18 protein-coding genes are annotated in these 21,544 nt (G+C 64.4%); 7 read left to right on the top strand and 11 right to left on the bottom strand.

Translation table 11 applies throughout. From position 1 onward, the window contains the following. Positions 1 to 97: 97 nt before the first annotated feature. Positions 98 to 256, bottom strand: a complete 159-nt coding sequence (locus ACFOMF_RS08355; protein WP_386363551.1) for a YqaE/Pmp3 family membrane protein — start codon at positions 254 to 256, stop codon at positions 98 to 100. Between the two features lie 118 nt (positions 257 to 374). On the opposite strand from ACFOMF_RS08355, the gene ACFOMF_RS08350 reads away from it, so the two are divergent. After that, positions 375 to 845, top strand: a complete 471-nt coding sequence (locus tag ACFOMF_RS08350; RefSeq protein WP_386363548.1) for an LEA type 2 family protein — start codon at positions 375 to 377, stop codon at positions 843 to 845. Positions 846 to 852: 7 nt separating this feature from the next. On the opposite strand, the gene treF is transcribed toward ACFOMF_RS08350, so the two are convergent. The 9 genes from treF to bioB form a co-directional block, all read right to left on the bottom strand. Next, a complete protein-coding gene (gene treF, locus ACFOMF_RS08345) occupies positions 853 to 2,430 on the bottom strand; it encodes an alpha,alpha-trehalase TreF (RefSeq protein WP_386363614.1) in 1,578 nt (525 codons plus the stop codon). A gap of 17 nt (positions 2,431 to 2,447) precedes the next feature. Further along, the gene (locus ACFOMF_RS08340; protein WP_386363545.1) at positions 2,448 to 3,218 is read right to left on the bottom strand and encodes an SDR family NAD(P)-dependent oxidoreductase; all 771 of its coding nucleotides are present in this window, start codon (positions 3,216 to 3,218) and stop codon (positions 2,448 to 2,450) included. 554 nt (positions 3,219 to 3,772) lie between these two features. After that, positions 3,773 to 5,578, bottom strand: a complete 1,806-nt coding sequence (locus tag ACFOMF_RS08335; protein WP_386363542.1) for an acyl-CoA dehydrogenase C-terminal domain-containing protein — start codon at positions 5,576 to 5,578, stop codon at positions 3,773 to 3,775. A 129-nt stretch (positions 5,579 to 5,707) separates the two neighbouring features. Next, a complete protein-coding gene (locus ACFOMF_RS08330) occupies positions 5,708 to 5,953 on the bottom strand; it encodes a hypothetical protein (RefSeq protein WP_386363539.1) in 246 nt (81 codons plus the stop codon). A gap of 40 nt (positions 5,954 to 5,993) precedes the next feature. Continuing rightward, entirely contained in the window at positions 5,994 to 6,680 is a 687-nt protein-coding gene (bioD, locus tag ACFOMF_RS08325) for a dethiobiotin synthase (protein ID WP_386363536.1), read from the bottom strand. 4 nt (positions 6,681 to 6,684) lie between these two features. Further along, positions 6,685 to 7,470, bottom strand: coding sequence for a malonyl-ACP O-methyltransferase BioC (gene bioC / locus ACFOMF_RS08320; protein WP_386363533.1), 786 nt, complete (start codon positions 7,468 to 7,470; stop codon positions 6,685 to 6,687). Continuing rightward, positions 7,467 to 8,186, bottom strand: a complete 720-nt coding sequence (locus ACFOMF_RS08315) for an alpha/beta fold hydrolase (RefSeq protein WP_386363530.1) — start codon at positions 8,184 to 8,186, stop codon at positions 7,467 to 7,469. The genes bioC and ACFOMF_RS08315 overlap by 4 nt, the downstream gene beginning before the upstream one ends. Next, complete coding sequence (bioF, locus tag ACFOMF_RS08310; RefSeq protein WP_386363528.1) at positions 8,171 to 9,355, bottom strand: 8-amino-7-oxononanoate synthase; 1,185 nt, start codon at positions 9,353 to 9,355, stop codon at positions 8,171 to 8,173. The genes ACFOMF_RS08315 and bioF overlap by 16 nt, the downstream gene beginning before the upstream one ends. Positions 9,356 to 9,431: 76 nt before the next feature. Further along, positions 9,432 to 10,484: a biotin synthase BioB gene (gene bioB / locus ACFOMF_RS08305; RefSeq protein WP_386363525.1), complete on the bottom strand. Its 1,053-nt coding sequence runs from the start codon at positions 10,482 to 10,484 to the stop codon at positions 9,432 to 9,434. 84 nt (positions 10,485 to 10,568) lie between these two features. Here bioB and ACFOMF_RS08300 point away from each other — a divergent pair, with 84 nt between their 5' ends. Together ACFOMF_RS08300 and ACFOMF_RS08295 are read left to right on the top strand one after the other, a co-directional pair. Next, complete coding sequence (locus tag ACFOMF_RS08300) at positions 10,569 to 11,276, top strand: ComF family protein (RefSeq protein WP_386363523.1); 708 nt, start codon at positions 10,569 to 10,571, stop codon at positions 11,274 to 11,276. A gap of 64 nt (positions 11,277 to 11,340) precedes the next feature. After that, a complete protein-coding gene (locus ACFOMF_RS08295; protein WP_386363520.1) occupies positions 11,341 to 12,315 on the top strand; it encodes a serine/threonine protein kinase in 975 nt (324 codons plus the stop codon). Between the two features lie 240 nt (positions 12,316 to 12,555). On the opposite strand, the gene ACFOMF_RS08290 is transcribed toward ACFOMF_RS08295, so the two are convergent. Next, positions 12,556 to 13,392 carry a 23S rRNA (adenine(2030)-N(6))-methyltransferase RlmJ gene (locus tag ACFOMF_RS08290; RefSeq protein ID WP_386363517.1) on the bottom strand — a complete coding sequence of 279 codons (837 nt, stop codon included), beginning with the start codon at positions 13,390 to 13,392 and terminating at the stop codon, positions 12,556 to 12,558. A gap of 120 nt (positions 13,393 to 13,512) precedes the next feature. Here ACFOMF_RS08290 and ACFOMF_RS08285 point away from each other — a divergent pair, with 120 nt between their 5' ends. The 4 genes from ACFOMF_RS08285 to selO all read left to right on the top strand — a co-directional run bounded on the left by ACFOMF_RS08285 (position 13,513) and on the right by selO (position 21,517). Further along, a complete protein-coding gene (locus ACFOMF_RS08285) occupies positions 13,513 to 14,691 on the top strand; it encodes a YbfB/YjiJ family MFS transporter (RefSeq protein WP_386363514.1) in 1,179 nt (392 codons plus the stop codon). 171 nt (positions 14,692 to 14,862) lie between these two features. After that, positions 14,863 to 16,608 carry a potassium/proton antiporter gene (locus tag ACFOMF_RS08280; protein WP_386363511.1) on the top strand — a complete coding sequence of 582 codons (1,746 nt, stop codon included), beginning with the start codon at positions 14,863 to 14,865 and terminating at the stop codon, positions 16,606 to 16,608. 95 nt (positions 16,609 to 16,703) lie between these two features. Then, a complete protein-coding gene (mscK, locus tag ACFOMF_RS08275) occupies positions 16,704 to 19,976 on the top strand; it encodes a mechanosensitive channel MscK (protein WP_386363508.1) in 3,273 nt (1,090 codons plus the stop codon). 80 nt (positions 19,977 to 20,056) lie between these two features. Then, positions 20,057 to 21,517 (top strand): protein adenylyltransferase SelO, encoded by a 1,461-nt coding sequence (gene selO / locus ACFOMF_RS08270; RefSeq protein WP_386363505.1) that lies wholly within the window; start codon positions 20,057 to 20,059, stop codon positions 21,515 to 21,517. The last annotated feature ends 27 nt before the right edge of the window (positions 21,518 to 21,544 follow it).

The following is a 21,544-nucleotide window of genomic DNA, read 5'->3' as shown; positions in this document are numbered from 1 at the left end:
AAGTCGCGACAAGCGCCGCGCGGCCCGAAATGTACATTGCAGCTCCCTCAAGCACAAAAAACCCGGCCACGGGGCCGGGCTCTATGCCGGACCCTCTTCAGCGCCGGGCGATGACCCAGACCGCGTGGATGATGCCCGGAATATAGCCGAACAGGGTCAGCAGGATATTCAGCCAGAAGGCTCCGCCAAAGCCGACCTGGAGAAAGACGCCCAGCGGCGGCAGCAATATAGCGATGATGATGCGAATGATGTCCATGAATTACTCCAGGGGGTAAGCTTGCCCTTTAGAGCAACCCTGCCCACTGGCGGTTCCTTCCCGCGTTTCGCTCGAGCATCGACACGCTGGAGCGCCCACCTCCGAGGATCCCGATCCCATGAAAGCCTGCCGCCTGATCGTGCTCGCACTGCTCGCCCTGACTCTGGCCGCCTGTGCCTCCTTGAGCGGGCGTGATCCCCTGAATGTGCAAGTGGCCGGGTTCGAGCCTTTGCCCGGCGAGGGCCTGGAGCTGCGTTTCGCGGTGAAGCTTCGAGTTCAGAATCCCAACAATATGCCTGTGCAATACGACGGCCTCGCCCTGAATCTGGCAGTCAACGGTCGACAACTGGCCAGTGGGGTGAGCGACGTCCAAGGCAGCCTGCCGCGCTTTGGCGAGACGGTGATCAGCGTGCCGGTGACCGTCTCGGCCTTGTCCGCGGCCCGACAGGCCCTGCGGCTTGCGCAAAGCAGCGGCCAGACAGCATTGCCCTACGAGCTTAGCGGGAAGCTTGGCACCGGCCCGCTGGGCATGCATCGATTCAGCGAGCGCGGCACCCTTGATCTGGACTCGCCGCTTTTGCTGCGCTGAAAGCGCCTCAGCAGCGCCCGGCGTGGCAACGGTTGGCAGGGTGCTGGGGATCTTCCTGCAGCAACTTCCGGGTGATCCCATTCGTCCAGCCGAAACCGTCCTGCAAGGGGTACTCGCCGCCCCCGGCATGTCCACTGCCAGGCTTGAGCACATACTTTTCCATCAGCTTGCTTTCGCGCTCGAACAGGTCCGAAACGATCTCCAGCCAGCGGGTCTCGATTTCCCGGGCCAGATCCTCGTGACCGTAGTACTGAAGGCCTCGGATGCCCATCCATTGCAGGGGTGCCCAGCCATTGGGGCGATCCCACTGCTCGCCACTGTCGCTCACCTCTGTCGTGGACAACCCGCCGGGAGCCAGCAGCCGTGCCCGGACCACCTCGGCCACGCGCCTGGCCTGATCCTCGCTCGCCATCCGCACGAACAGTGGCGTAAGTGTCGCGGCGGTCAGGTTGCTGCGCAGGCAGGCATGTTCCCAATCATAGTCGTGATAGACGCCGTCCTCTTCACTCCAGAGATAGCGATCGATGGCCGCTCGCCGTGCCTCGGCTCGCTCGGCGAACTCCCTGGCAGCATGGTCGTGGCCTCTGACCTCGCTCAGCCGCGCGATTTGCCGCTCGAGCCGGTAGAGAAAAGCGTTCAGGTCGATGGGCAGGATGCAGGTGGTACGGATGCTCGAAAGCGCTCCCGAGTCGTCGAGCCACCTGGAGCTGAAATCCCAGCCTGACTCCGCTCCGGCACGCAGATCACGATAGACCTGATGCGCCGGCCGATCGGATTCATGGGCGGTCTCCACATCTTCCAGGTAGGACTCGTCGCGAGGCGTGTCCCGGTCGTCCCAGTAGCGGTTGAGCAGCGCCCCGCAACTCATGCGCACGCAGCGCCGATGGGCATCGCCGCTCCGCAGAAAGTCGGCGCCGTCCATCCAGAACGCGTACTCCTTCTGCAACTGGGGCAGATAGTCGCTGGCCCGACGGATGCCGCATTCCTCGAACAGATCGGTCATCAGTGCGAACACCGGCGGCTGCGAGCGCCCCAGATAGTAGGAGCGGTTGCCGTTGGGTACGTGGCCATAGGTGTCGATCAGATAGGCGAAATTGTCGGCCGTGGCGGTCAACAGTTTCTTCTCACCGCTCTCTTCGAGACCGAGCATGGTGAAGTAGGAGTCCCAGTAGTACATCTCGGTGAAGCGCCCGCCTGGCACCACATAATCATGGGGTAAGGGCAGCAGCGAGGATCGCTCGGGATGATCCTGGGGATGTCGGGTGAGAAACGCCCAGAGACGATCGATGTGCTGAACCAGGGTATCGTCGGGATTGGCGACAAATTCATCGGCGGGCAGCTCGAAGGGGCTGAAGTGCTCCATCACGAACGCCTTCAGATCGAAGCCCGGCTCGCCACGCTGCTCGCGATAATTGTTGAGGATCCGCTCGGGATGCATCAGCGGCGCGCAATCCACGAAAGTCTTGCTGTCCGGAAAGACCCGCCCCATCTGTACGTCGACAAACAGCTCCTGGTAGCGCTCGGAAGGCGCCAGGGTATCGGCTGGAGATACCTTCGACAGTTGGGCAGCAAAGGGATCGCCCATCCCGTCCTGCTGGGCAGTTATTGCTCGCTGTAGTTCCAAAGCAGACCTCCGTCGACGTATAGGGTGGTTCCAGTAATGTAGTCGGCATCCGCCGAAGCCAGGAAAGCGACCGCGCCAGCGACATCGCGCGGCTGACCCAGGCGGCTGGCGGGAATGTTCTCGAGCAGCCGCGCCAGAACCTCGGGCTGGTTCATCAGCGCGGCGTTGATGGGGGTCTCGATCGCGCCAGGCGCGACGTTGTTGACCCGGATGCCGAGCGGTGCCAGCTCGATGGCCAGGTTACGCATCATCAGCTTCAACCCACCCTTGCTGGCGCAGTAGCTGGTGAAGTTGGGGAAGGGCAGCTCCTCGTGAACGGAGCTGTTGTTGATGATGCAGCCCTTTTTTTCACCGCGGTCGACCAGATGCTGCACATAGGTCTGAGCCACGAAAAACGCAGCGCGTAGGTTGACGTTGAGAATGAGGTCGTAATCCTGCTCGGAGGTATCGAGGAACCCGGCGTTTTTCTGCGCACCTGCGTTGTTTATCAGGATATCGATCCGCCCCATTCGGGCGACACCCTCGGAAACCAGGCGGCGACAACTGGCCACCTGGGACAGGTCCGCCTCGATGAAGCACACCCGTCCGCCTTCGGCGCGAATCTGTTGCTCGGTCTCTTGGGCCAGCGCATCTTCATCGCGGCCATGCAGGATGATGTCGGCGCCTTCCTGAGCCAGGCGCAGCGCAATCCCGCGACCGATGCCCTGTGAACTTCCGGTGACCAGGGCCACCTTGTTCTCGAGTCTCATGCAGTTCCCCTTCAGCCAATGCGCGATCGGCGCGCGAATGAAGGTGAGACGAAGGATCGGTCGGGGGCGTTCCCCCGCGTCAAATGCTGTTGCTAAATGGCCGGCGTCTCGGCAGTGGGCGAGGCGCGGAAAACGGAGAAGCAAAAAAAAAAAGAAACCCCGCCGAAGCGAGGCTTTTGCAGACTGAAACCTGACATCCCTGGTCGAGCGCCATTCCTTGGCCCCTAATCCCGATGAATCCCTGTTTTGCTGAGCGCTTCCTGCGCGATGTCCTGTTGCAAGCAGAGTAGGCTTCAGCCACATGGAACTGAAGCGGCCATCTGCATCGCGTCACGTAAGTGATCACTTACAGAACTGCCGTCCGGTGGCTGTTCTGTAGGTGATCTCTTACACCTCGCGACAAAGACTCAGACTGGGATGATGGCCAGTCGTTCCCGGTAATGGCCAAATAATTTCAGCATGCCTTCATCTTAAGCCCTTACGGTTAACCTTCGACTCTTCCCAAGCCCAAGCGCCACGCGGCCTCCACGAATTATCGTGTCGCTCAAAAATATTCAGTAGCCTAGGGAAAAGTGCTCTGCTGCCAGGCCCATCAGCGTCTCCGCTCCGGCCAGCATGGCGCCATGATGGGCACGCGTGCGGGGAAGAATTCGTTGATAGTAAAAGCGAGCCGTATGCAGCTTGGCCTGATAAAAGGCTTGATCCTCGTCGCCCGCTGCCAGGCGGCCTGAAGCAACCCGTGCCATATCGGCCCAGAAGTAGGCCAGGCAGACGTAACCTGAGTACATCAGGTAATCCACCGACGCAGCACCGACCTCCTCCCGGTTCTGCATGGCTGCCATGCCGATCCTCAATGTCGCCTCGCCCCACTCCTGGTTCAGCCTGGCAAGGGGCTCGATGAATTCGGCAAGAGCCGGGTCGTCCGCATGGGCGTTGCAGAATCGATGGACCACACGGGTAAAGCTCTTCAGGGCTTCGCCCTGGGTCATCAGCACCTTTCTCCCGAGCAGATCGAGCGCCTGAATCCCCGTGGTGCCCTCATAGAGGCAGGAGATGCGGCTATCGCGGACGTTCTGTTCCATACCCCATTCGGCGATGTAACCGTGCCCGCCGTAGACCTGTATTCCGTGGTTGGCCGCCTCGAACCCCGTCTCGGTCATGAAGGCCTTGGCGATGGGCGTCAGGAACGCCAACAGCCCCTCGGCCTCTTCGCGCTTGGCTGGGTCGGCAGCACGCTGGGCGATATCGACCAGTCTGGCGGCGTAATACAGCATCGCTCGGTTGCCCTCGGCGAAAGCCTTGATGGTCAACAGCATCCGCCGCACGTCCGGATGGACGATGATGGGATCCGCGGGTCGGTCGGGGGCCTTGGGCCCACTGAGCGAGCGCATCTGAAGCCGCTCGCGCGCATAGCGGATCGCACCCTGGAAGGCCAGCTCGGCATGGGCCAGTCCCTGAATGGCGGTGCCAAGCCTGGCCATGTTCATGAACGTGAACATGCAGTTGAGGCCCTTGTTCGGCGGCCCGATGAGAAAGCCTTTGGCGCCGTCGAAATTGAGCACACAGGTGGCATTGCCGTGGATACCCATCTTGTGTTCGATGGAGCCGCAACTCACGGCGTTTCGCTCTCCCGGCAGGCCATCGGCAGCCGGGAGAACTTTCGGCACGATGAACAGCGAGATGCCCTTGGTGCCCTCCGGCGCATCCGGCAGGCGGGCCAGGACGATATGCACGATATTTTCGGCGAGGTCGTGCTCGCCGGCAGAGATGAAAATCTTGCTGCCGTGGACCAGGTAGCTGCCATCGGCTTGCGGTTCGGCGCGAGTGCGCAGCAATCCGAGATCGGACCCGCAATGCGCCTCGGTCAGGCACATGGTGCCGGTCCATTCACCACTCACCAGCCGGGTCAGGTAGGTCTGCTGTTGTTCGGGAGTGCCATGGGCATGCAGCGTATTCATCGCGCCATGGGACAGGCCCGGATACATTGCCCAGGCCCAATTGGCCTCGCCCATCATTTCGCTGATGGCCATACCCAGCGATTCGGGCAGGCCCTGGCCGCCGAACTCCACGCCGTGGGCCAGGCTCGGCCAGCCACCTTCGACGTATTGGCGATACGCGGCCTTGAAGCCGGTCGGGGTGCTGACCCCTTCCGCCGACCAGACGCAACCCTCGCGATCGCCGACCTTGTTGAGTGGCGAAAGCACCTCTTCGCAGAAACGCGCGCCCTCCTGGAGAATCGCGTCGACCATATCCGGCGTGGCGTCCTCGCCGCCGGGAAGGTTTCGATAATGCGCGGGGTAGTCCAGCAGTACATCGCGGACGAAGCGGATGTCTCGCAGCGGAGCCCTGTAGTCGGTCATCGCCCTGGCCCTCGTTGTAAATTCCGATGAGGAGACCCACCGCCACGCATCATGACGGCGCAGCGGTGGATGCTTGAGGCTTAGGTAGACGTCAGGACTTTGTCAAGCAAGGTCAGGCCGGTGCAAGGCTCAGGCGCGAGTATCCAGCAGCGTCCCCAGCACTTCGTCGGCGGTCTTGATGACCTTGCCGGACACCTCGGCCTGATGCTGACCAATCCGCATCTCGACGAGCGCTTCGGAGAGCGCCGGGGCGGCTGTCGCCTGATCACCTGCTGAAGCGCTGCGGGCCACTTCCACGGCGGCCTGCTCGACCTTCTGCTGACCAGCCTGGAAGCCGCTCAAGCCTGCGTGCAATGCCGTGCTGGTAATCTGCATGGGAATTCTCCTGGATGTCCGAGCCGCTCGCTGCGGTTGCTCAGGCCATGCGCAGTTGGCCGAGGTCGAGGAAGGGAGCGACCTGCTCCGGCGTGGCGTCTGCCAGATACGGTACTCGTCCCAGACAGGGGGCGTCCAGTCGTTCGGCAAGGGTGCCCAGGTTTTCCTCGAGCCGCGAGGTGGCAGGGTCGACGACGTTGGCGACCCATCCGGCCAGACGCAAGCCGTCACGCTCGATGGCCTCGGCAGTAAGCACTGCATGGTTGATACAGCCCAGGCGCACCCCCACCACCAGCACCACCGGCAATTGCAGGCGTACCACCAGGTCCGACAGGTTGCCCGTGCCGCTCAGTGGCACCCGCCAGCCACCGGCGCCTTCCACCAGAGTGAAACAGGCCTGCCGGGCGAGGACCCGCTGGACCGCTTCGGCCAGCGCCGCGACGCTGAGCCTGACCTGCGCCTCGCGCGCAGCCAGATGCGGTGCGATCGCGGGCTCGAAGGCAAAGGGATTCACCTCGTCATAGCTCAACGGCAGGCTGCACTGCGCTTGCAGGGCCAGCGCATCCTCGTTGCGCAACCCGCCGGGGCTGCGTTGGCAGCCCGACGCCACCGGCTTGACCGCCGCGGTCGACAGGCCAGCCAGGCGAGCCGCATGCAGCAGGCCGGCGGCGATGGTGGTCTTGCCGATTTCGGTATCGGTACCTGTGACGAAAAATGCAGCGCTCATCGGATCAATCCTTGCCGAGCAGGCCGTAGACGACTTGATAGGTGGCCGGAAGCCCCTGATGCTGGCGATAGCTTTCATAGGCCTCGATCAGGGCACGGATGCGTGCACGTCCGGTAAGACCACCCGGCCGCCCTGGATTCAGGTTATGCGCACCAAGCGCCTTGAGCTCGTGGGTAAGCTGACGCAGGTCAGGAAAGTAAAGCACCTCGGGCTGCTGCTTCAGCGTCAGAAAGCGAAGGCCGCCACCCTGGCAAAGCCTTTCGTATTGCTCGTAGGCACGAAAGCGATTGACGTGCGCATAGCCGTCTACCGCCCGCCAGCTGTCACGCAGCTCCTGCAGCGTACCCGCGCAAAGGCTGCTGAAGGCGAACAGTCCTCCCGGCCGCAGGACCCGCTCAGCCTGGGCCAGAACACTGGAGAAATCACCGCACCACTGCAGCGCCAGGCTTGAAAACACCAGATCGACACTGCTGCCGCGCAACGGCAACCGCTCGGCGTCGCCACCGATATAGGCATCGGCATGGCCGGCCTCGCGGGCGTGGCGCAGCATGCCTTCGGCGATATCCAGCGCCAGTCCTTCGGCCTGCGGGTAGCGGTCGGCCAGCACCCCCGAGAAGAATCCAGTGCCGCAGCCGAGGTCGAGCCAACGCGCGGGCCTGAGGGTCGGCGGAAGACAGCGCAACAGCTCGGCACCCACCGACCGTTGCAGGGCCGCCACACTGTCGTAGCTTGCCGCGGCGCGGGAAAAGGACGCGGCGATCTGCCGCTTGTCAGGAAGCGCCGCGTTCAACGGGCGCCTCCGATGCCGGCGATCATCAACTGAGCGACCTCCTCGGGCCGCTCCAGAGGCAGGCCATGACTGGCTTGCTCGACCGTCTTCACCCCGGCCTCCGGCAGCAGCTGGGCCAGGCGCCCGGCCGCCTCGCTCGGGACCAGCGCGTCCTGCCCGGCGAACAGATGCAACTGGCGGCCCCTGTAGCCGCGCAAGGCACCGCGGTTATCCAGACTCGCCAGCAATGAAAGCCCCGCGGCCAGGACCTCTGGCGGCGCCTGCGAACGGGTCACCTGAAGCTGACGAGCCAGGGTCCGCGGGTCGAAGCCACCGCGACTGCAGAGCAGGCTGAAGCGCTTGAGGGTTTCATCGGCGTCCATGAAGAATGCCTCGCAGAAGGTATCGAACACCTCCGCCGGCATCGCGCACGGCCAGTTTTCCCGGACTCTGAAGCACGGATTGCTGGCCAGGGTAATCAAACCCGGACAGTCGCGGCCGCGGCGAAACGCCAACTGCGCCGCCAGCATCCCGCCCAGCGACCATCCAGCCAGCCAGGCACCGCGTGGTAACTCCAGGTCCAGCGCATCGAGCCAGGCATCGGGCTCATCAAGGCCTGGAAGCGGCATCACCGTTACCTCCAGCCAAGGCGCCAGCTCACCCAGGCTTTCGTATAAGGGTTGCAGCGTGGCCGGGCCGAATCCCCAACCAGGCAACAGGATCAAACGCGCGGGCATGGCGACTCCTCAGGCAAAAGCTTCCAGCATTCATCAAGCCCGGCGAGCAGCCGTTCCACCTGAGCCGCGTCGTGGGATGCACTGAAGGTGACCCGCAACCTGGCGCTACCTGCCGGCACCGTCGGCGGACGTATGGCACCGACCAGTAATCCGCGCTCGCGTAGGAGCGCCGAGAGGCGCAGCGCGCGTTCACTGCCACCGACGAGGATCGGCTGAATCGGCGTCGGACTGTCCATAAGAGTCAACCCGATAGCGGCCGCGCCCTGACGGAAGCGGGCGATCAGTCTATTCAGGTGTTCGCGTCGCCAGGGCTCCCGTCTCACGATTTCCAGGCTCTTCAGCGTGGCGCAGGCGATCGCCGGCGGCTGGCTGGTGGTATAGATGTAGGGCCGGGCGAATTGAATGAGCGTCTCTATGAGTTCATCGCTGCCAGCGACAAAAGCGCCTGCGGTCCCCAAGCCCTTGCCCAGGGTGCCAACCAGCACCGGCACTTCGGCGAGACCCAGGTCGAAGTGCTCGACAACCCCACCGCCTTGCGCGCCCAGCACGCCGATACCATGGGCGTCGTCGACCATGATCCAGGCGTCCCTTTTCCTGGCTTCGGCGCAGAGCACCGGCAGATCGGCCAGGTCGCCGTCCATGCTGAACACCCCGTCGGTCACTACCAGAGTGTCTCCCGCGGCCTTTGCCAGCCGTCCCGCGAGACTCGCCGCATCGTTATGCAGGTAACGGGAAAAGCGCGCCCCGGACAGCAGCCCGGCGTCGAGCAAGGAAGCATGATTGAGACGATCTTCCAGCACGGTGTCGCCCTGCCCCACCAGGGCAGTGACCGCGGCGAGGTTCGCCATGTACCCGGTGGAGAACAGCAGCGCCCGCGGTCGTCCAGTGAATTCGGCCAAGGCTTCTTCAAGCTCATGGTGCGGTCTCGAGTGGCCGATCACCAGATGCGAGGCGCCGCTACCCACGCCCCACCGATCCGCTCCCTGACGCAGGGCACGGATCACCTCGGGATGACTGGCCAGCCCCAGATAGTCGTTTGAGCAGAAGGCAAGCAGCCGCTCACCGTCCACCACCACCTCGGGGTCTTGGGGACCTTCCAGCAGTGGACGGTGGCGATAGAGGTGCTCGACACGGCGGGCGGCCAGGCGGGACGCGAGATCGAAGGGCATAGGAAAGCTCGAAGTGGAAGCCGGAAGCTGCACCGAATCGCTTCAAGCTTCCGGCTTATGGCTTCCGGCTTCGCGTTTATGCGGTAGCGTCATAGAACAGCTTGGAATCCCGCTGCTCCGCCAACGCCTGCTCGATCGCCGCCTGATGCACTTCATCGGCGTGCTCCTCGCGCTCCTCGGGCTTGATGCCGAGGCGGGCGAACAATTGCATGTCGCGTTCAGCGTCGGGGTTGCCAGTGGTGAGCAGCTTCTCGCCATAGAAGATCGAGTTGGCGCCAGCAAAAAAAGCCAACGACTGCATCTGCTCGTTCATCTGCTCGCGGCCGGCGGACAGGCGCACGTGGGATCTGGGCATCATGATCCGTGCCACGGCCAGGGTGCGGATGAAGTCGAACGGGTCGACGTCCTGCTCCTTTTCCAGCGGGGTGCCGGCGACCTTGACCAGCATATTGATCGGTACCGATTCGGGGTGCTCAGGCAGGTTGGCCAGCTGAATCAACAGGCCTGCGCGGTCGTCCAGCGACTCGCCCATGCCGAGGATACCGCCGGAGCAGATCTTCATCCCCGCTTCGCGCACGTGAGCCAGGGTTTCCAGGCGCTCGGCATAGGTGCGGGTGGTGATGATGTTGCCGTAGAACTCCGGCGAGGTGTCCAGATTATGGTTGTAGTAGTCGAGCCCCGCGTCAGCCAGCGCCCGGGTCTGCTCACGGTCGAGCTTGCCCAGGGTCATGCAGGTCTCCAGCCCCAGCGCCTTCACGCCTTCAACCATCCTGATGACGTAAGGCATGTCCTTCGCAGACGGATGCTTCCAGGCCGCCCCCATGCAGAAGCGGGTGGAGCCGATGGCCTTGGCCTCGGCGGCCGCCCTCAGCACCTTTTCCACTTCCATCAACTTCTCTTTGTCCAGCCCGGTGTTGTAGTGGCCGGACTGCGGACAGTACTTGCAGTCTTCAGGGCAGGCACCGGTCTTGATCGACAACAGCGTGGAGACCTGCACCCGGTTCGGGTCGAAATGCTGGCGGTGCACCGTCTGCGCCTGGAACAGCAGGTCATTGAAGGGCTGCTCGAACAGGGCCCGAACTTCTGGCAGGGTCCAGTCATGGCGGAGAGCAAGGGCACTCATGGGCATTCCTTGGTAAACAGTGACGCCGGGGCGGGCAATGATCGAGAATGTTAGCGGAGCCCGAAAAGCTGTCAACCAGGAACGGACACCATGGTGAACAACTGGTCAAGGATCAACCAGAACTGCCTTTTGTGCGACGAGCGCTGCGGCACCCACCAGCGCTTCTGCACCGCCTGCGAAGCGGAGCTGCCCTGGCTCGGCAAGCACTGCCGGGTCTGCGCCTTGCCCATGCCAGCCGAAGGCCTGGTATGCGGGAGTTGCCTCAAGCGCCCACCCGGCTTCGACCGCGTCGAAGCGCCCTGGCGTTTTGCCTTTCCGGTGGACAGCCTGATTCACCGCTTCAAGCACCAGTCCAACTGGCCCATCGGGCGGATCCTAGGCGAGCAGCTCGCCTTGCACCTGCAGCACGCCTTCAGCGAAGGCCTCGCGCGTCCAGCGCTGCTGCTGCCGGTACCGCTGTCGCGCCAGCGCCTGCGCCTGCGCGGCTTCAACCAGGCCCGCATGCTGGCCGACTGGCTGGGCAAGGACCTGGGCATCCGCCGCGAGTCGGAACTGCTGTTACGGTCACGGGACACCCCCGCACAACAGCAGCTGGACGCCGCCGCTCGGAGGCGCAACCTGCGTCAGGCCTTCGCCCTGGCTCCCGGACATGACCTGCCGGCGCATGTGGCCCTGATCGATGACGTGCTGACCACTGGCGCCACCGCCGAAGCCCTGGCCCGCCTGCTCAAGGCCGCCGGCAGCGCCCGGGTGGACCTCTACTGTCTGGCTCGCACTCCCCGTCCTGGTGACAACTGACGGATGGCTGGCCGCAGCGGCCGGCGCCTCTTACACTGGCGGACCCTCCCAGGCGAAACCCATCATGAGCCATCCGTTCGATCTGCTGACACCCGATCTGGTACTCGACGCAGTAGAAAGTCTGGGCTACCTGAGCGACGCCCGGGTACTGGCACTGAACAGCTACGAGAACCGCGTCTACCAGGTCGGCCTCGAAGACACCGATCCCTTGATCGCCAAGTTCTACCGGCCCGGTCGCTGGAGCGACGAGGCCATCCTGGAAGAGCACGCCTTCGCTCGCGAGTTGACCGAGAAGGAGGTGCCGCTGGTGGCGCCACTTGAGCGGGACGGCCAGTCGCTGTTCAGGTGGGAGGGGTTTCGCTTTGCCCTGTTTCCACGCCGCGGCGGGCGAGCGCCCGAACCTGACGACCTCGACCAGCAATACCGCTTCGGCCAACTGCTTGGCCGCCTGCACGCGGTGGGCGCCAGTCGCCCCTTTGTCGCGCGTCCTCAGCTGAGCGTCGAGGATTTTGGCCACGCCTCGCTGGCCACGCTGCTGGAGGGCGCTCTGGTGCCCAAGGGCCTGCGCCCGGCCTACGAGTCGGTGGCCCGCCACCTGCTCGAGGCCGTGGAGGCCAACTTCGCCACCTGCACCTTCACATCGATCCGCCTGCACGGCGATTGTCATCCGGGCAACATCCTTGTTCGCGACGAGCGCTTCCATCTGGTCGATCTGGACGACAGTCGCATGGGGCCTGCGGTACAGGATCTCTGGATGATGCTGGCCGGAAGCCGTCAGGAACGCCTCAGTCAGCTCTCGGAACTGGTCGAGGGCTACCGTGAATTCCATGATTTCGATCCCCGCGAGCTCCGCCTGATCGAACCACTGCGCGCCCTGCGCCTGCTGCACTACAGCGCCTGGCTGGCGCGCCGCTGGGACGACCCGGCGTTTCCGAGGAGCTTTCCCTGGTTTGGCAGCGACCGCTACTGGGGCGAGCAGATCCTGACCTTCCGCGAGCAACTGGCCGCGCTGCAGGAGCCGCCACTGGCGCTGTTCTAGCGCAGCGCCCAGCCCTGATCGTGCAGACGCCCGAGGATCCGCCTGAGGTGACGGGCGACCTCCTCGCCGAGTACCTGGTGGACGACAGGCGGGTACGCCTGGCCCCGTTGCAGAGGGCATCGACAACGGCCCGCTGCCGGTGGGCAGCCACGTGGAGCTGCGGCTGATCCACCATTTCCACATGCGCGACGGGCTGATCGCACGAGAGGGTAGTCTCCGAGTTGCGGACGCCGCTGTGACCTATTCGGCGATCAGCCAGTCCAGCCGCCAGCCACCCTCGCTTTGCGCGAGGCGCTGGGCCAGCCAGGGCAGCAGGGTCTGCAGTTCATCTTCCAGGCCCCAGGGCGGATTGGCGATGGCCAATCCCGAACCATTGAGTCGCTCGGCGTTGTCGCTCGGATGCACCAGCAGCTCTGCCCGCAGCAGCTTTGGTGCAGAGGACGCAGCCAGCTCCTGATAGAAGCGCTTGAGTTGACGCTCACTCTTGATCGGATACCAGATCACCACGACGGTCTGGCGCATCCGGCCGATTGCCTCGCCCAGGGCCTGAACGGCACGGGTGAGGTCGTCGGGCTCCTCATAAGGCGGATCGATCAGCAGCACCAGGCGCTTTTCGGCGGTAGGCATGAGGGCGCGCGGCACGTGCCAGCCTTCACCCAGATGCACCGCAACGCGGCCATCGCCCTGCATGTTTTCCTTCAGCAGGCGGCCGTCCTCGGGGTGCTTCTCGTTCAGTTGCAGCCGGTCCTGCTCGCGCGACAGGCGCCGCGCCAGTTCGGGCGAGCCGGGGTAGTAACGCAGCTCACCGCCCGGGTTGAGCGCGTGCACCACGTCCAGATAGTCCGCCACGGCTGACGGAGCGTCTTCCGCCTGCCACAGGCGCCCGACGCCCTGCATCCACTCACCGGTGCGGCTCGCTTCGGAGCCGGCCAGGTCGTAAAGCCCGAGTCCTGCGTGGCTATCCAGCACGGCGTAGGGCGCCGGCTTGCGGGCCAAGGCGGCGAAAATGCGCGACAGCACCAGGTGTTTGAGCACATCGGCGTGGTTGCCGGCGTGGAAAGCGTGACGGTAGTTCATGGGCAAGGCTGTGCAATTGGAGGGCGGACAGTGTAACGGCTCTATCCTTTCGGCCAAGATGCCTTCCGCCGTCTGGAGCGAGTCGCTATGGTGGCGGGCCCGGTTCATACAAGCCGTCCCATGCGTCCAGCACCGCTGCGTGACATTCTCGTTCCCCTCCTCGCCGGCGCCGCCGCGCTGGTGGTCGTGCATTCTCTTGGCCGCTTCGCCTTTCCGCCGCTGTTGCCGCACCTGCTCGCCGACGGCCTGCTCAATCTCGAGCAGGGGGCGCGAGTGGCGACCTGGAACTACATCGGCTACCTGCTCGGTGCCCTGCTCGCATTGGCACTGACCGTGCCCTCACGCCTGCAGCGGGGACTCGCCCTGGCCCTTCTGGTCAATGCCTTCTCGACCCTCGCGCATGGCTTCACCGATAACCACCTGGCCCTGCTCTGGCTGCGCCTGATCAACGGCGTCGGCAATGGCGTGGTGTTCGTGCTGGCGCCCGCGCTGCTGCTGGAGTGGCTGTCGGCCCGCGGCCGGGCGGGGCTCAGCGGACTGGTCTACTTTGGCTTTGCCGCCGGCATGCTGGTCGCGAACTGGCTGGCCAATGCCCCGGCCAACTGGCTCAGCGGTCCCTCGCGCTGGCTGCCCATGGCGGCGCTGGCGCTGCCGCTGGCCCTAGCCAGCGCCTGGCTGCTGGCACGCCTCGAAGCCACGCCGCCCAAGGTCAATCAGGCCAATGCGCCGTCCAGCCGGCTGTTCGATCGGGCCAGCACGCCGCTGTTTCTCGCCTACGCTGGGGCCGGCCTGGGCTATATCCTGCCAATGACATTCCTGCCCACCCTGGCCATCGAGCACCTGCCCGCGGGCCACGCCCTCATCGCAGGCACCTGGCGCTGGACCGCCATCGCCTGCATGGGCGGAATCCTGCTCTGGAATTACCTGGGAGCGCGACTCGGCGATCTGCCCGTGCTGCGCGCCACCTATGCGGCCCAGGCACTGGGCGCCGCCGCACCGCTGATCTGGCCGGGCGCCGTTGGTGTCACCCTGTGCGCAGTGCTGATCGGCGGCAGCTTTGTCGGTACCGTTCTGCTCACCCAGCGCGTGGCGCGGGCCTTTCAGCCGCACCAGGGGCCTCGGCTGTCGGCGGCGCTGATCGCGCTCTACAGCGTAGGACAACTGGCCGGACCCTGGCTGGCAGAACTCTGGCTGGCACGCGGTGGCACTCTTACCCAAAGCTTCGCCTTTGGTGCTGCCGCGCTGGTCTGGGGCCTGCTATGGGCCAGCCTGACGCCTTCGCTGCGCAATACCCGCTGAGCCAGATCAGCCAGGCGGCGGTGTACGATGGAGATGTCGCCAAGCGTATCCGTGACCAGGCTTGCTGTCGGCGCGGATCATCGACTTTGACAGGCGGTCGAACCCGCGCGGTAGAATCGCTGGCACAGACCCTGCGTAAGCCAGGGCATCAAAACTTCAGGAGATGCTTCATTGGACTTTGGCAGCATCAATCATCTGTTCATCATCGGTGCCATGCTGGTTGCTGCCAGTATCCTGATGAGCTCGCTGTCGGCGCGGCTGGGCGTCCCCATTCTGGTGATCTTTCTCGGCGTCGGCATGCTGGCTGGTGTCGACGGAATCGGCAAGATCGCCTTTGACGACTACTCGCTCGCCTACCTGATCAGCAACCTTGCACTCGCGGTGATCCTGCTTGACGGCGGCATGCGCACCCGGGTCGCCACCTTCCGGGTGGCGCTGTGGCCTGCGATGTCGCTGGCTACCATCGGCGTGATGATCACGGCCGGACTCACCGGCCTCGTCGCCGCCTGGCTATTCGGCCTGCACTGGCTGCAGGGCCTTCTGATCGGAGCCATTGTCGGCTCCACCGACGCCGCTGCGGTATTCAACCTGCTCAATGGCAAGGGGCTCAACGAGCGGGTCGGTTCCACCCTGGAGATCGAGTCCGGCAGCAACGACCCGATGGCGATGTTTCTCACCGTCTCGCTGATCGCTATGCTCGCTGCGGGCGAAACAAGCTTCAGCGCAGCCATTTTGGTCGATCTGCTGCAGCAGTTCGGACTCGGCGTACTGCTCGGTCTTGGCGGCGGCTGGCTGTTGCTGCAACTGATCAACAAGCTGGCGGTGGCCGACGGGCTCTATCCCTTGCTAGCAGTGAGCGGCGGCATCTTGATCTACGCCATCTCCGGCAGCCTTGACGGCAGCGGCATCCTGGCGATCTACGTATGTGGCCTGGTCCTTGGCAATCGGCCGATTCGCAACCGTTACGGCATCCTGCACATGTTCGACGGTCTGGCCTGGCTCAGCCAGATCGGCATGTTCCTGGTGCTCGGCCTGCTGCTGGCTCCTAGCGATCTGCTGCCCATTGCGCTGCCGGCACTCCTCCTGTCGCTGTGGATGATCTTCTTTGCGCGGCCGCTGTCAGTGTTCATCAGCCTGCTGCCGTTTCGCGGCTTTCACTTGCGTGAGCGGCTGTTCATATCCTGGATCGGCTTGCGCGGAGCGGTCCCGGTGATCCTCGCGGTGTTCCCGCTGATGGCCGGGCTGGACCAGGCCCAACTGTTCTTCAATGTAGCCTTCTTCATCGTGCTGGTCTCGCTGCTGGTGCAAGGCACCACGCTGGGGTGGGCGGCGCGCAAGGCGAAGGTCGAAGTGCCGCCTTCGCCCCTGCCGGTCTCACGTACCGGCCTGCAGGTGCATACCACCAGTCAGTGGGAATTGTTCGTCTATCGCTTGAGCGCCAGCAAATGGTGCATCGGCGCGGCCTTGCGCGAGCTGCGCATGCCCGAGGGCACCCGTATCGCCGCCCTGTTTCGTGGCAAGGAACTCTTGCATCCCTCGGGCAGCACGCGCCTGCAGGTCGACGATATCCTTTGCGTGATCGGCCATGAGGCCGACCTGCCGGCACTGGGCAAGCTTTTCAGCCAGCCGCCCAAGCGCACCCAGGACTTGCGCTTCTTTGGTGATTTCATCCTTGAAAGCGATGCCGAACTGAGCGCGCTGGCCGCCCTCTACGGCCTCAAGCTGGACGACATGGAGGGCGCGCTGACCATTAGCGATCTGATCACCCAGCGCATCGGCGCCAAGCCGGTGGTGGGCGACCAAATCGAATGGAACGGCCTGACCTGGACCGTGGCGCAGATGGAGAACGGCACGGTGCGCAAGGTCGGCCTGAAATTTCCCAAGGACACCCGGCCAGGCCCTAACCTGATGCTTTGAGGCGCGAGCCGCCGACGCGGCAAAAGGCCAGCGCTGGCGGCGCGGCACCGGCCTGCTAGACTCGCGCTCCGCCCGCATTAAGCCAGTGCCGCACCATGTCCATTTCGCGTAACCTGCTGTTCGCGACCCTGCTCGCTCTGTCCGTTCCCGGTCTTGCGGCCACCACCGCTGCTGCCCAGACCCCTCCTGCCGCCGAAGCCGAGCAGCGTCCTGCCGAAGCCCTCTCGGAGCAGACCCAGGCGCTCATCGAGCAGGCCAACAGCCGCGTCAAGCGGCTGGCCGACCTGAAGGTCCAGCTTGAAGAGGCCCCAAAGCAGTTCACTGAGGCACAACGCGAGCTGGAACAGCTCAAGGCCAACCCCGAACGGGATCACGCCAAGCGCTACGCCGATCTCGGCGTGGCCGAGCTGGAGCGCCGCCTGGCCGAGCGAATGGACGAGCTGGCCAACTGGCAGCGCGAGCTGAGCGCGGCCAACAGCATGTTCATCGCTGCGCAAAACCGGCCGGAACGGGCCCAGGGCGAGATCGGCAAGGCGCAGGCGCGCATCATCGAGATCAATGCCGTGCTCAGCAGCGGTCGTGAGGCGGGTCGAGCATTGACTGCCGAGCGCAGCGCCGTACTCGATGCCGAACTCCAGGCGCAGCGCGCCCTGATCGAGCTGCGCCGTCAGGAGCTGGCCGGCAACAGCCAGCTGCACGACCTCGGCAAGGCCCGTCGCGACCTGATGGTCGAGCGCATTGCCCGGGCCGAAGAGGAGACTCTGGCGTTGCAGGCGCTGATCAATGACAAGCGCCGGGCGGACTCAGAGCAGGCAGTGGCCGAACAGTCACGTACCGCCGAAAGCGCCGCGCGTGACTCGCTGCTTGCCGCCGAGAGCGTACTCAACCTCAAGCTGTCCGACTACCTGTTGCGCACCACCGAGCGGCTCAACCAGGTCACGCGGCAGAACCTGCAGACCCGCCAGCAGCTCGACAGCATCACCCAGGCCGACCGCACCCTCGATGAACAGATCACGGTGCTCGAGGGCAGCCAGTTGTTGTCGCGCATTCTGTTCCAGCAGCAGCAGGCGCTGCCGCAGCTGGTGCTCGACCAGAACCTGGCCGATCAGATCGGCGACCTGCGCCTTTATCAGTTCGAGCTGAGCCAGCGCCGCGAGCAGACCGGCGATCCGCAGGCCTATGTCGAGCGCCTGCTTGCCGGCCAGCCCGTGGAAACCGTGGCTCCCGAGCTCCGCCAGGCACTGCTCGACCTGCTGCGTACCCGGGTCGAGCTGCTCGATCGGCTGGAACGCGAGCTCACTGCGCTGATCAACGAGTCCGTCACCCTGCAGCTTGGCCAGAAACAGCTGCAGGACACCGCCCAGGCCCTGCGCGAGACCATCGACAAGCAGATGTTTTGGATTCCCAGCAACCGCCCGCTGGACTGGAACTGGGTGAAAACCGCGCCCGAGCGCCTGGGCAACCAGCTCAGTGGCGTACCTTGGTGGGGGATCCTGACCCAGCTTGGCGCAGGACTTGTGGAACGCCCGCTGTCCTTCCTGCCACTGCTGCTGGTCATCGCGCTGACTCTCTGGCAACGAGACAATTTCAATGCTCGCCTGCAGGCGCTGAGCCAGGATATCGGTCATTTTCGCAAGGACAGCCAGCTGCATACGCCGCTGGCGCTGTTGCTCAATGTCCTGCTCGCAGTACCTGTCGCACTGGCCCTGGCCCTTTGTGGCTATCTGCTGCAGATGGACGGACGTGGCCAGAACGTCGGGCTCGGGGCAGCTTTCCACGAAATGGCACGCGCCTGGCTGGTGTTCTACACCGCCTACCGCATGCTGTCCCCTGGGCGCATGGCCGAGCGGCATTTCCGTTGGTCGCTGCCACAGGTGGGATTCCTGCGCAATGAAATCCGCGTTCTCGGCATGGTGGTGCTGGGACTGGTGGCGGTGGTGGCCTTCGCATCGCAACAGCCGGCCAGCCTGGCCGACGACGTCCTGGGCATCGTCCTCCTGCTCTGCGGCTACGCGATGCTGGCCTGGCGCCTGATCCGGCTGCTGATCAACGGACCGGGGAGCGACAACACCCCGCCGCTGCGCATGGCCCTGGGCATGCTGTTCAGCGTGCTTCCGCTGGCGCTGATGCTGGTGGTCGGGCTCGGCTACTACTACTCGGCGCTGATCCTGAGCGGGCGACTGATCGACACCCTCTACCTGCTCATGATCTGGGTCGCGCTGGAAGCCACCCTGGTACGCAGCCTCGGGGTAGCCTCCAAGCGGCTGGCCTACCAACGCATGCTCGCCAGTCGACCGCAGCCGCTGCAAGAGGGCCTTGACGAATTCGAAGCTCAGCCCGCCGGTCCCGGTCCTGACCTGGAGCAGGTCAACCAGCAGGCGCTGCGCCTGACCCGCACCGCGCTTGCCGGCCTTTTCGCCGTGGCGCTGTACTGGGTCTGGGCCGACCTGATCTCGGTGTTCTCCTACCTGGAGAACTTCACGCTCTATGCCTCCGGGACCGGCGAGGACATGACCTCCATCAGCCTGCGCGATCTCGCCGGCGCCCTGGTCATCGTCGGGATCACCACCCTCCTGGCGCGCAACCTGCCGGGCCTGCTGGACATGGTGCTATCGAGACTGCGCCTGGCCCAGGGCAGCGCCTACGCCACTGGCACCCTGCTGTCCTACGCGCTGGTGGCGATCGGCATTGTCTCTACCCTTTCTACCCTGGGCGTCAGCTGGGACAAGCTGCAGTGGCTGGTGGCCGCCCTGTCGGTGGGGCTGGGCTTCGGCCTGCAGGAGATCTTCGCCAACTTCGTGTCCGGGCTGATCATCCTGTTCGAGCGCCCGGTGCGCATCGGCGACGTGGTTACCATTGGCAACCTGTCCGGCACGGTGAGCAAGATCCGCATACGCGCCACCACCATCACCGACTTCGATCACAAGGAAATCATCGTTCCAAACAAGACCTTCATCACTAGCCAGTTGGTGAACTGGTCACTCAACGACACCGTGACCCGAGTGACGCTGAAAGTGGGCGTGGCCTACGGTTCCGATCTGGAGCTCGTCCGCGAAGTGATGCTGCAGGCGGCGGCGGTGAACGAGCGGGTGCTCAAGGAGCCCAAGCCGCAAGTGCTGTTCCTCAGTTTTGGCGAAAGCAGGCTCGACCACGAACTACGCATCCATGTGCGCACCCTGAGCGACCGCAACCCGGCGACTGATGAGATCAACCGCTTCATCGATCGCGAATTCGCCCGCTACGGCATCGACATCGCCTTCCGCCAGCTGGACATCTGCATCAAGAATCTCGACGGCAAGGAGCTCCACCTGAGCGAGGAGCCCCGTCGCCGAGACGATCAACCTCCAGGCCTGGCCGGACCCGACTGAATATCGGACGCCGCGCAAATCTCCCCCGGCTGGCTCCCCAGCGTGCCAGAATGGGCCAGGATTTCCGCGGAGCCAGACCCTTGAAAACGCTCGCCGAGCTCGTCTTCGATAACCGCTTTGCCCGCCTGGGCGACACCTTCTCGACCCCTGTCCAGCCACAGCCCCTCGAAGCTCCCCGACTGGTGGTGGCCAGCGAAGCGGCGATGAGGCTGCTCGATCTCGACCTGGCAAGCGCCGACGATCCGCTGTTTACGGAACTGTGCTCGGGTCACAAGCTGTGGAACGACGCCGAGCCGCGGGCGATGGTCTACTCCGGGCACCAGTTCGGTATGTACAATCCGCAGCTTGGCGACGGCCGCGGTTTGTTGCTTGGTGAGGCGCTCAATGCGGCCGGCGAGCACTGGGATCTGCACCTCAAGGGCGCCGGCTCGACGCCCTACTCGCGCATGGGCGACGGCCGCGCAGTGCTGCGCTCGTCGATCCGTGAATTCCTTGCCAGCGAGCACCTGCATGCCCTTGGCATCCCGACTTCGCGCGCCCTCAGCGTCACCGACTCCCACTCAGTGGTCTGGCGCGAGCGGCAGGAGCGCGGCGCCATGCTCATGCGCCTGGCGCCCAGCCACGTGCGCTTCGGCAATTTCGAGTTCTTCTACTACACCCGCCAGCACGAGGCGCTGCGCGAGTTGCTCGATCATGTCATCGAGGCGCATTACCCCGACTGCCTCGATCATCCGGAGCCCTACGGCTCGTTTTTCCGCGCGGTGCTTGAACGCACCGCAGAAATGGTCGGTTACTGGCAGGCCTATGGTTTCTGCCACGGAGTGATGAACACCGACAACATGTCGATCCTCGGCATCACTTTCGACTTTGGCCCCTACGCCTTTCTCGACGATTTCGACCCGCAGTTCATCTGCAACCATTCCGACGATACCGGGCGCTATTCCTTCGACAACCAGGTGCCCATCGCCCACTGGAACCTCTCCGCGCTGGGCCAGGCACTGACTCCCTTTGTCGCCAAGGAAACGCTGCTCGATACCCTCAAGCTGTTCCTGCCGCGCTACCGCGCCCAGTGGCTCGCACTGATGCGCCGCCGCCTGGGCCTGATCCAGGCCGAGGAGGGTGACAAACAACTGGTGCAGGACCTGCTCAAGCTGATGCAGGGCAGTGCAGTGGATTTCACGCTGTTCTTCCGCGAACTCGGCGACAGCCCCGCGCCTGCGGCGGTAAAGCGCCTGCGCGAGGATTTGCTTGATCTCGCCGGGTTCGACCAGTGGTCCGAACGCTATCTGCAGCGCGTCGCGGCCGAAGGCCTGGCGCCCGAGCAGCGCCGCGAGGGGATGCATGCCGCCAATCCCCGGTACGTCTTGCGTAATTATCTGGCACAACAAGCGATCGAAGCCGCCGAGAGGGGCGATTATGGCCCGGTCCGCGAGCTCCATTCGGTATTGGCGCGCCCCTACGACGACCAGCCCGGCATGGAGCGTTACGCCGAGCGTCCCCCCGAGTGGGGCAAGCATCTGGAAATCAGCTGCTCATCCTGAGGACCGACTCGCGCTGCTTCAAGCCGA

This window comes from Stutzerimonas tarimensis, assembly GCF_042648805.1.
In the GTDB taxonomy this organism is placed as follows: Bacteria; Pseudomonadota; Gammaproteobacteria; order Pseudomonadales; family Pseudomonadaceae; genus Azomonas; species Azomonas tarimensis.
Note: the sequence above shows the minus strand (reverse complement) of the source record. Positions and strands in the feature narration are given on the sequence as shown.

Excerpts from the sequence above, each read along its gene's own strand:
- ACFOMF_RS08355 (WP_386363551.1), bottom strand. The coding sequence starts at position 256 with ATGGACATCATTCGCATCATCATCGCTATATTGCTGCCGCCGCTGGGC.
- ACFOMF_RS08350 (WP_386363548.1), top strand. The coding sequence starts at position 375 with ATGAAAGCCTGCCGCCTGATCGTGCTCGCACTGCTCGCCCTGACTCTG.
- treF (WP_386363614.1), bottom strand. The coding sequence starts at position 2,430 with ATGGGCGATCCCTTTGCTGCCCAACTGTCGAAGGTATCTCCAGCCGAT.
- ACFOMF_RS08340 (WP_386363545.1), bottom strand. The coding sequence starts at position 3,218 with ATGAGACTCGAGAACAAGGTGGCCCTGGTCACCGGAAGTTCACAGGGC.
- ACFOMF_RS08335 (WP_386363542.1), bottom strand. The coding sequence starts at position 5,578 with ATGACCGACTACAGGGCTCCGCTGCGAGACATCCGCTTCGTCCGCGAT.
- ACFOMF_RS08330 (WP_386363539.1), bottom strand. The coding sequence starts at position 5,953 with ATGCAGATTACCAGCACGGCATTGCACGCAGGCTTGAGCGGCTTCCAG.
- bioD (WP_386363536.1), bottom strand. The coding sequence starts at position 6,680 with ATGAGCGCTGCATTTTTCGTCACAGGTACCGATACCGAAATCGGCAAG.
- ACFOMF_RS08315 (WP_386363530.1), bottom strand. The coding sequence starts at position 8,186 with ATGCCCGCGCGTTTGATCCTGTTGCCTGGTTGGGGATTCGGCCCGGCC.
- bioF (WP_386363528.1), bottom strand. The coding sequence starts at position 9,355 with ATGCCCTTCGATCTCGCGTCCCGCCTGGCCGCCCGCCGTGTCGAGCAC.
- bioB (WP_386363525.1), bottom strand. The coding sequence starts at position 10,484 with ATGCCCATGAGTGCCCTTGCTCTCCGCCATGACTGGACCCTGCCAGAA.
- ACFOMF_RS08300 (WP_386363523.1), top strand. The coding sequence starts at position 10,569 with ATGGTGAACAACTGGTCAAGGATCAACCAGAACTGCCTTTTGTGCGAC.
- ACFOMF_RS08295 (WP_386363520.1), top strand. The coding sequence starts at position 11,341 with ATGAGCCATCCGTTCGATCTGCTGACACCCGATCTGGTACTCGACGCA.
- ACFOMF_RS08290 (WP_386363517.1), bottom strand. The coding sequence starts at position 13,392 with ATGAACTACCGTCACGCTTTCCACGCCGGCAACCACGCCGATGTGCTC.
- ACFOMF_RS08285 (WP_386363514.1), top strand. The coding sequence starts at position 13,513 with ATGCGTCCAGCACCGCTGCGTGACATTCTCGTTCCCCTCCTCGCCGGC.
- mscK (WP_386363508.1), top strand. The coding sequence starts at position 16,704 with ATGTCCATTTCGCGTAACCTGCTGTTCGCGACCCTGCTCGCTCTGTCC.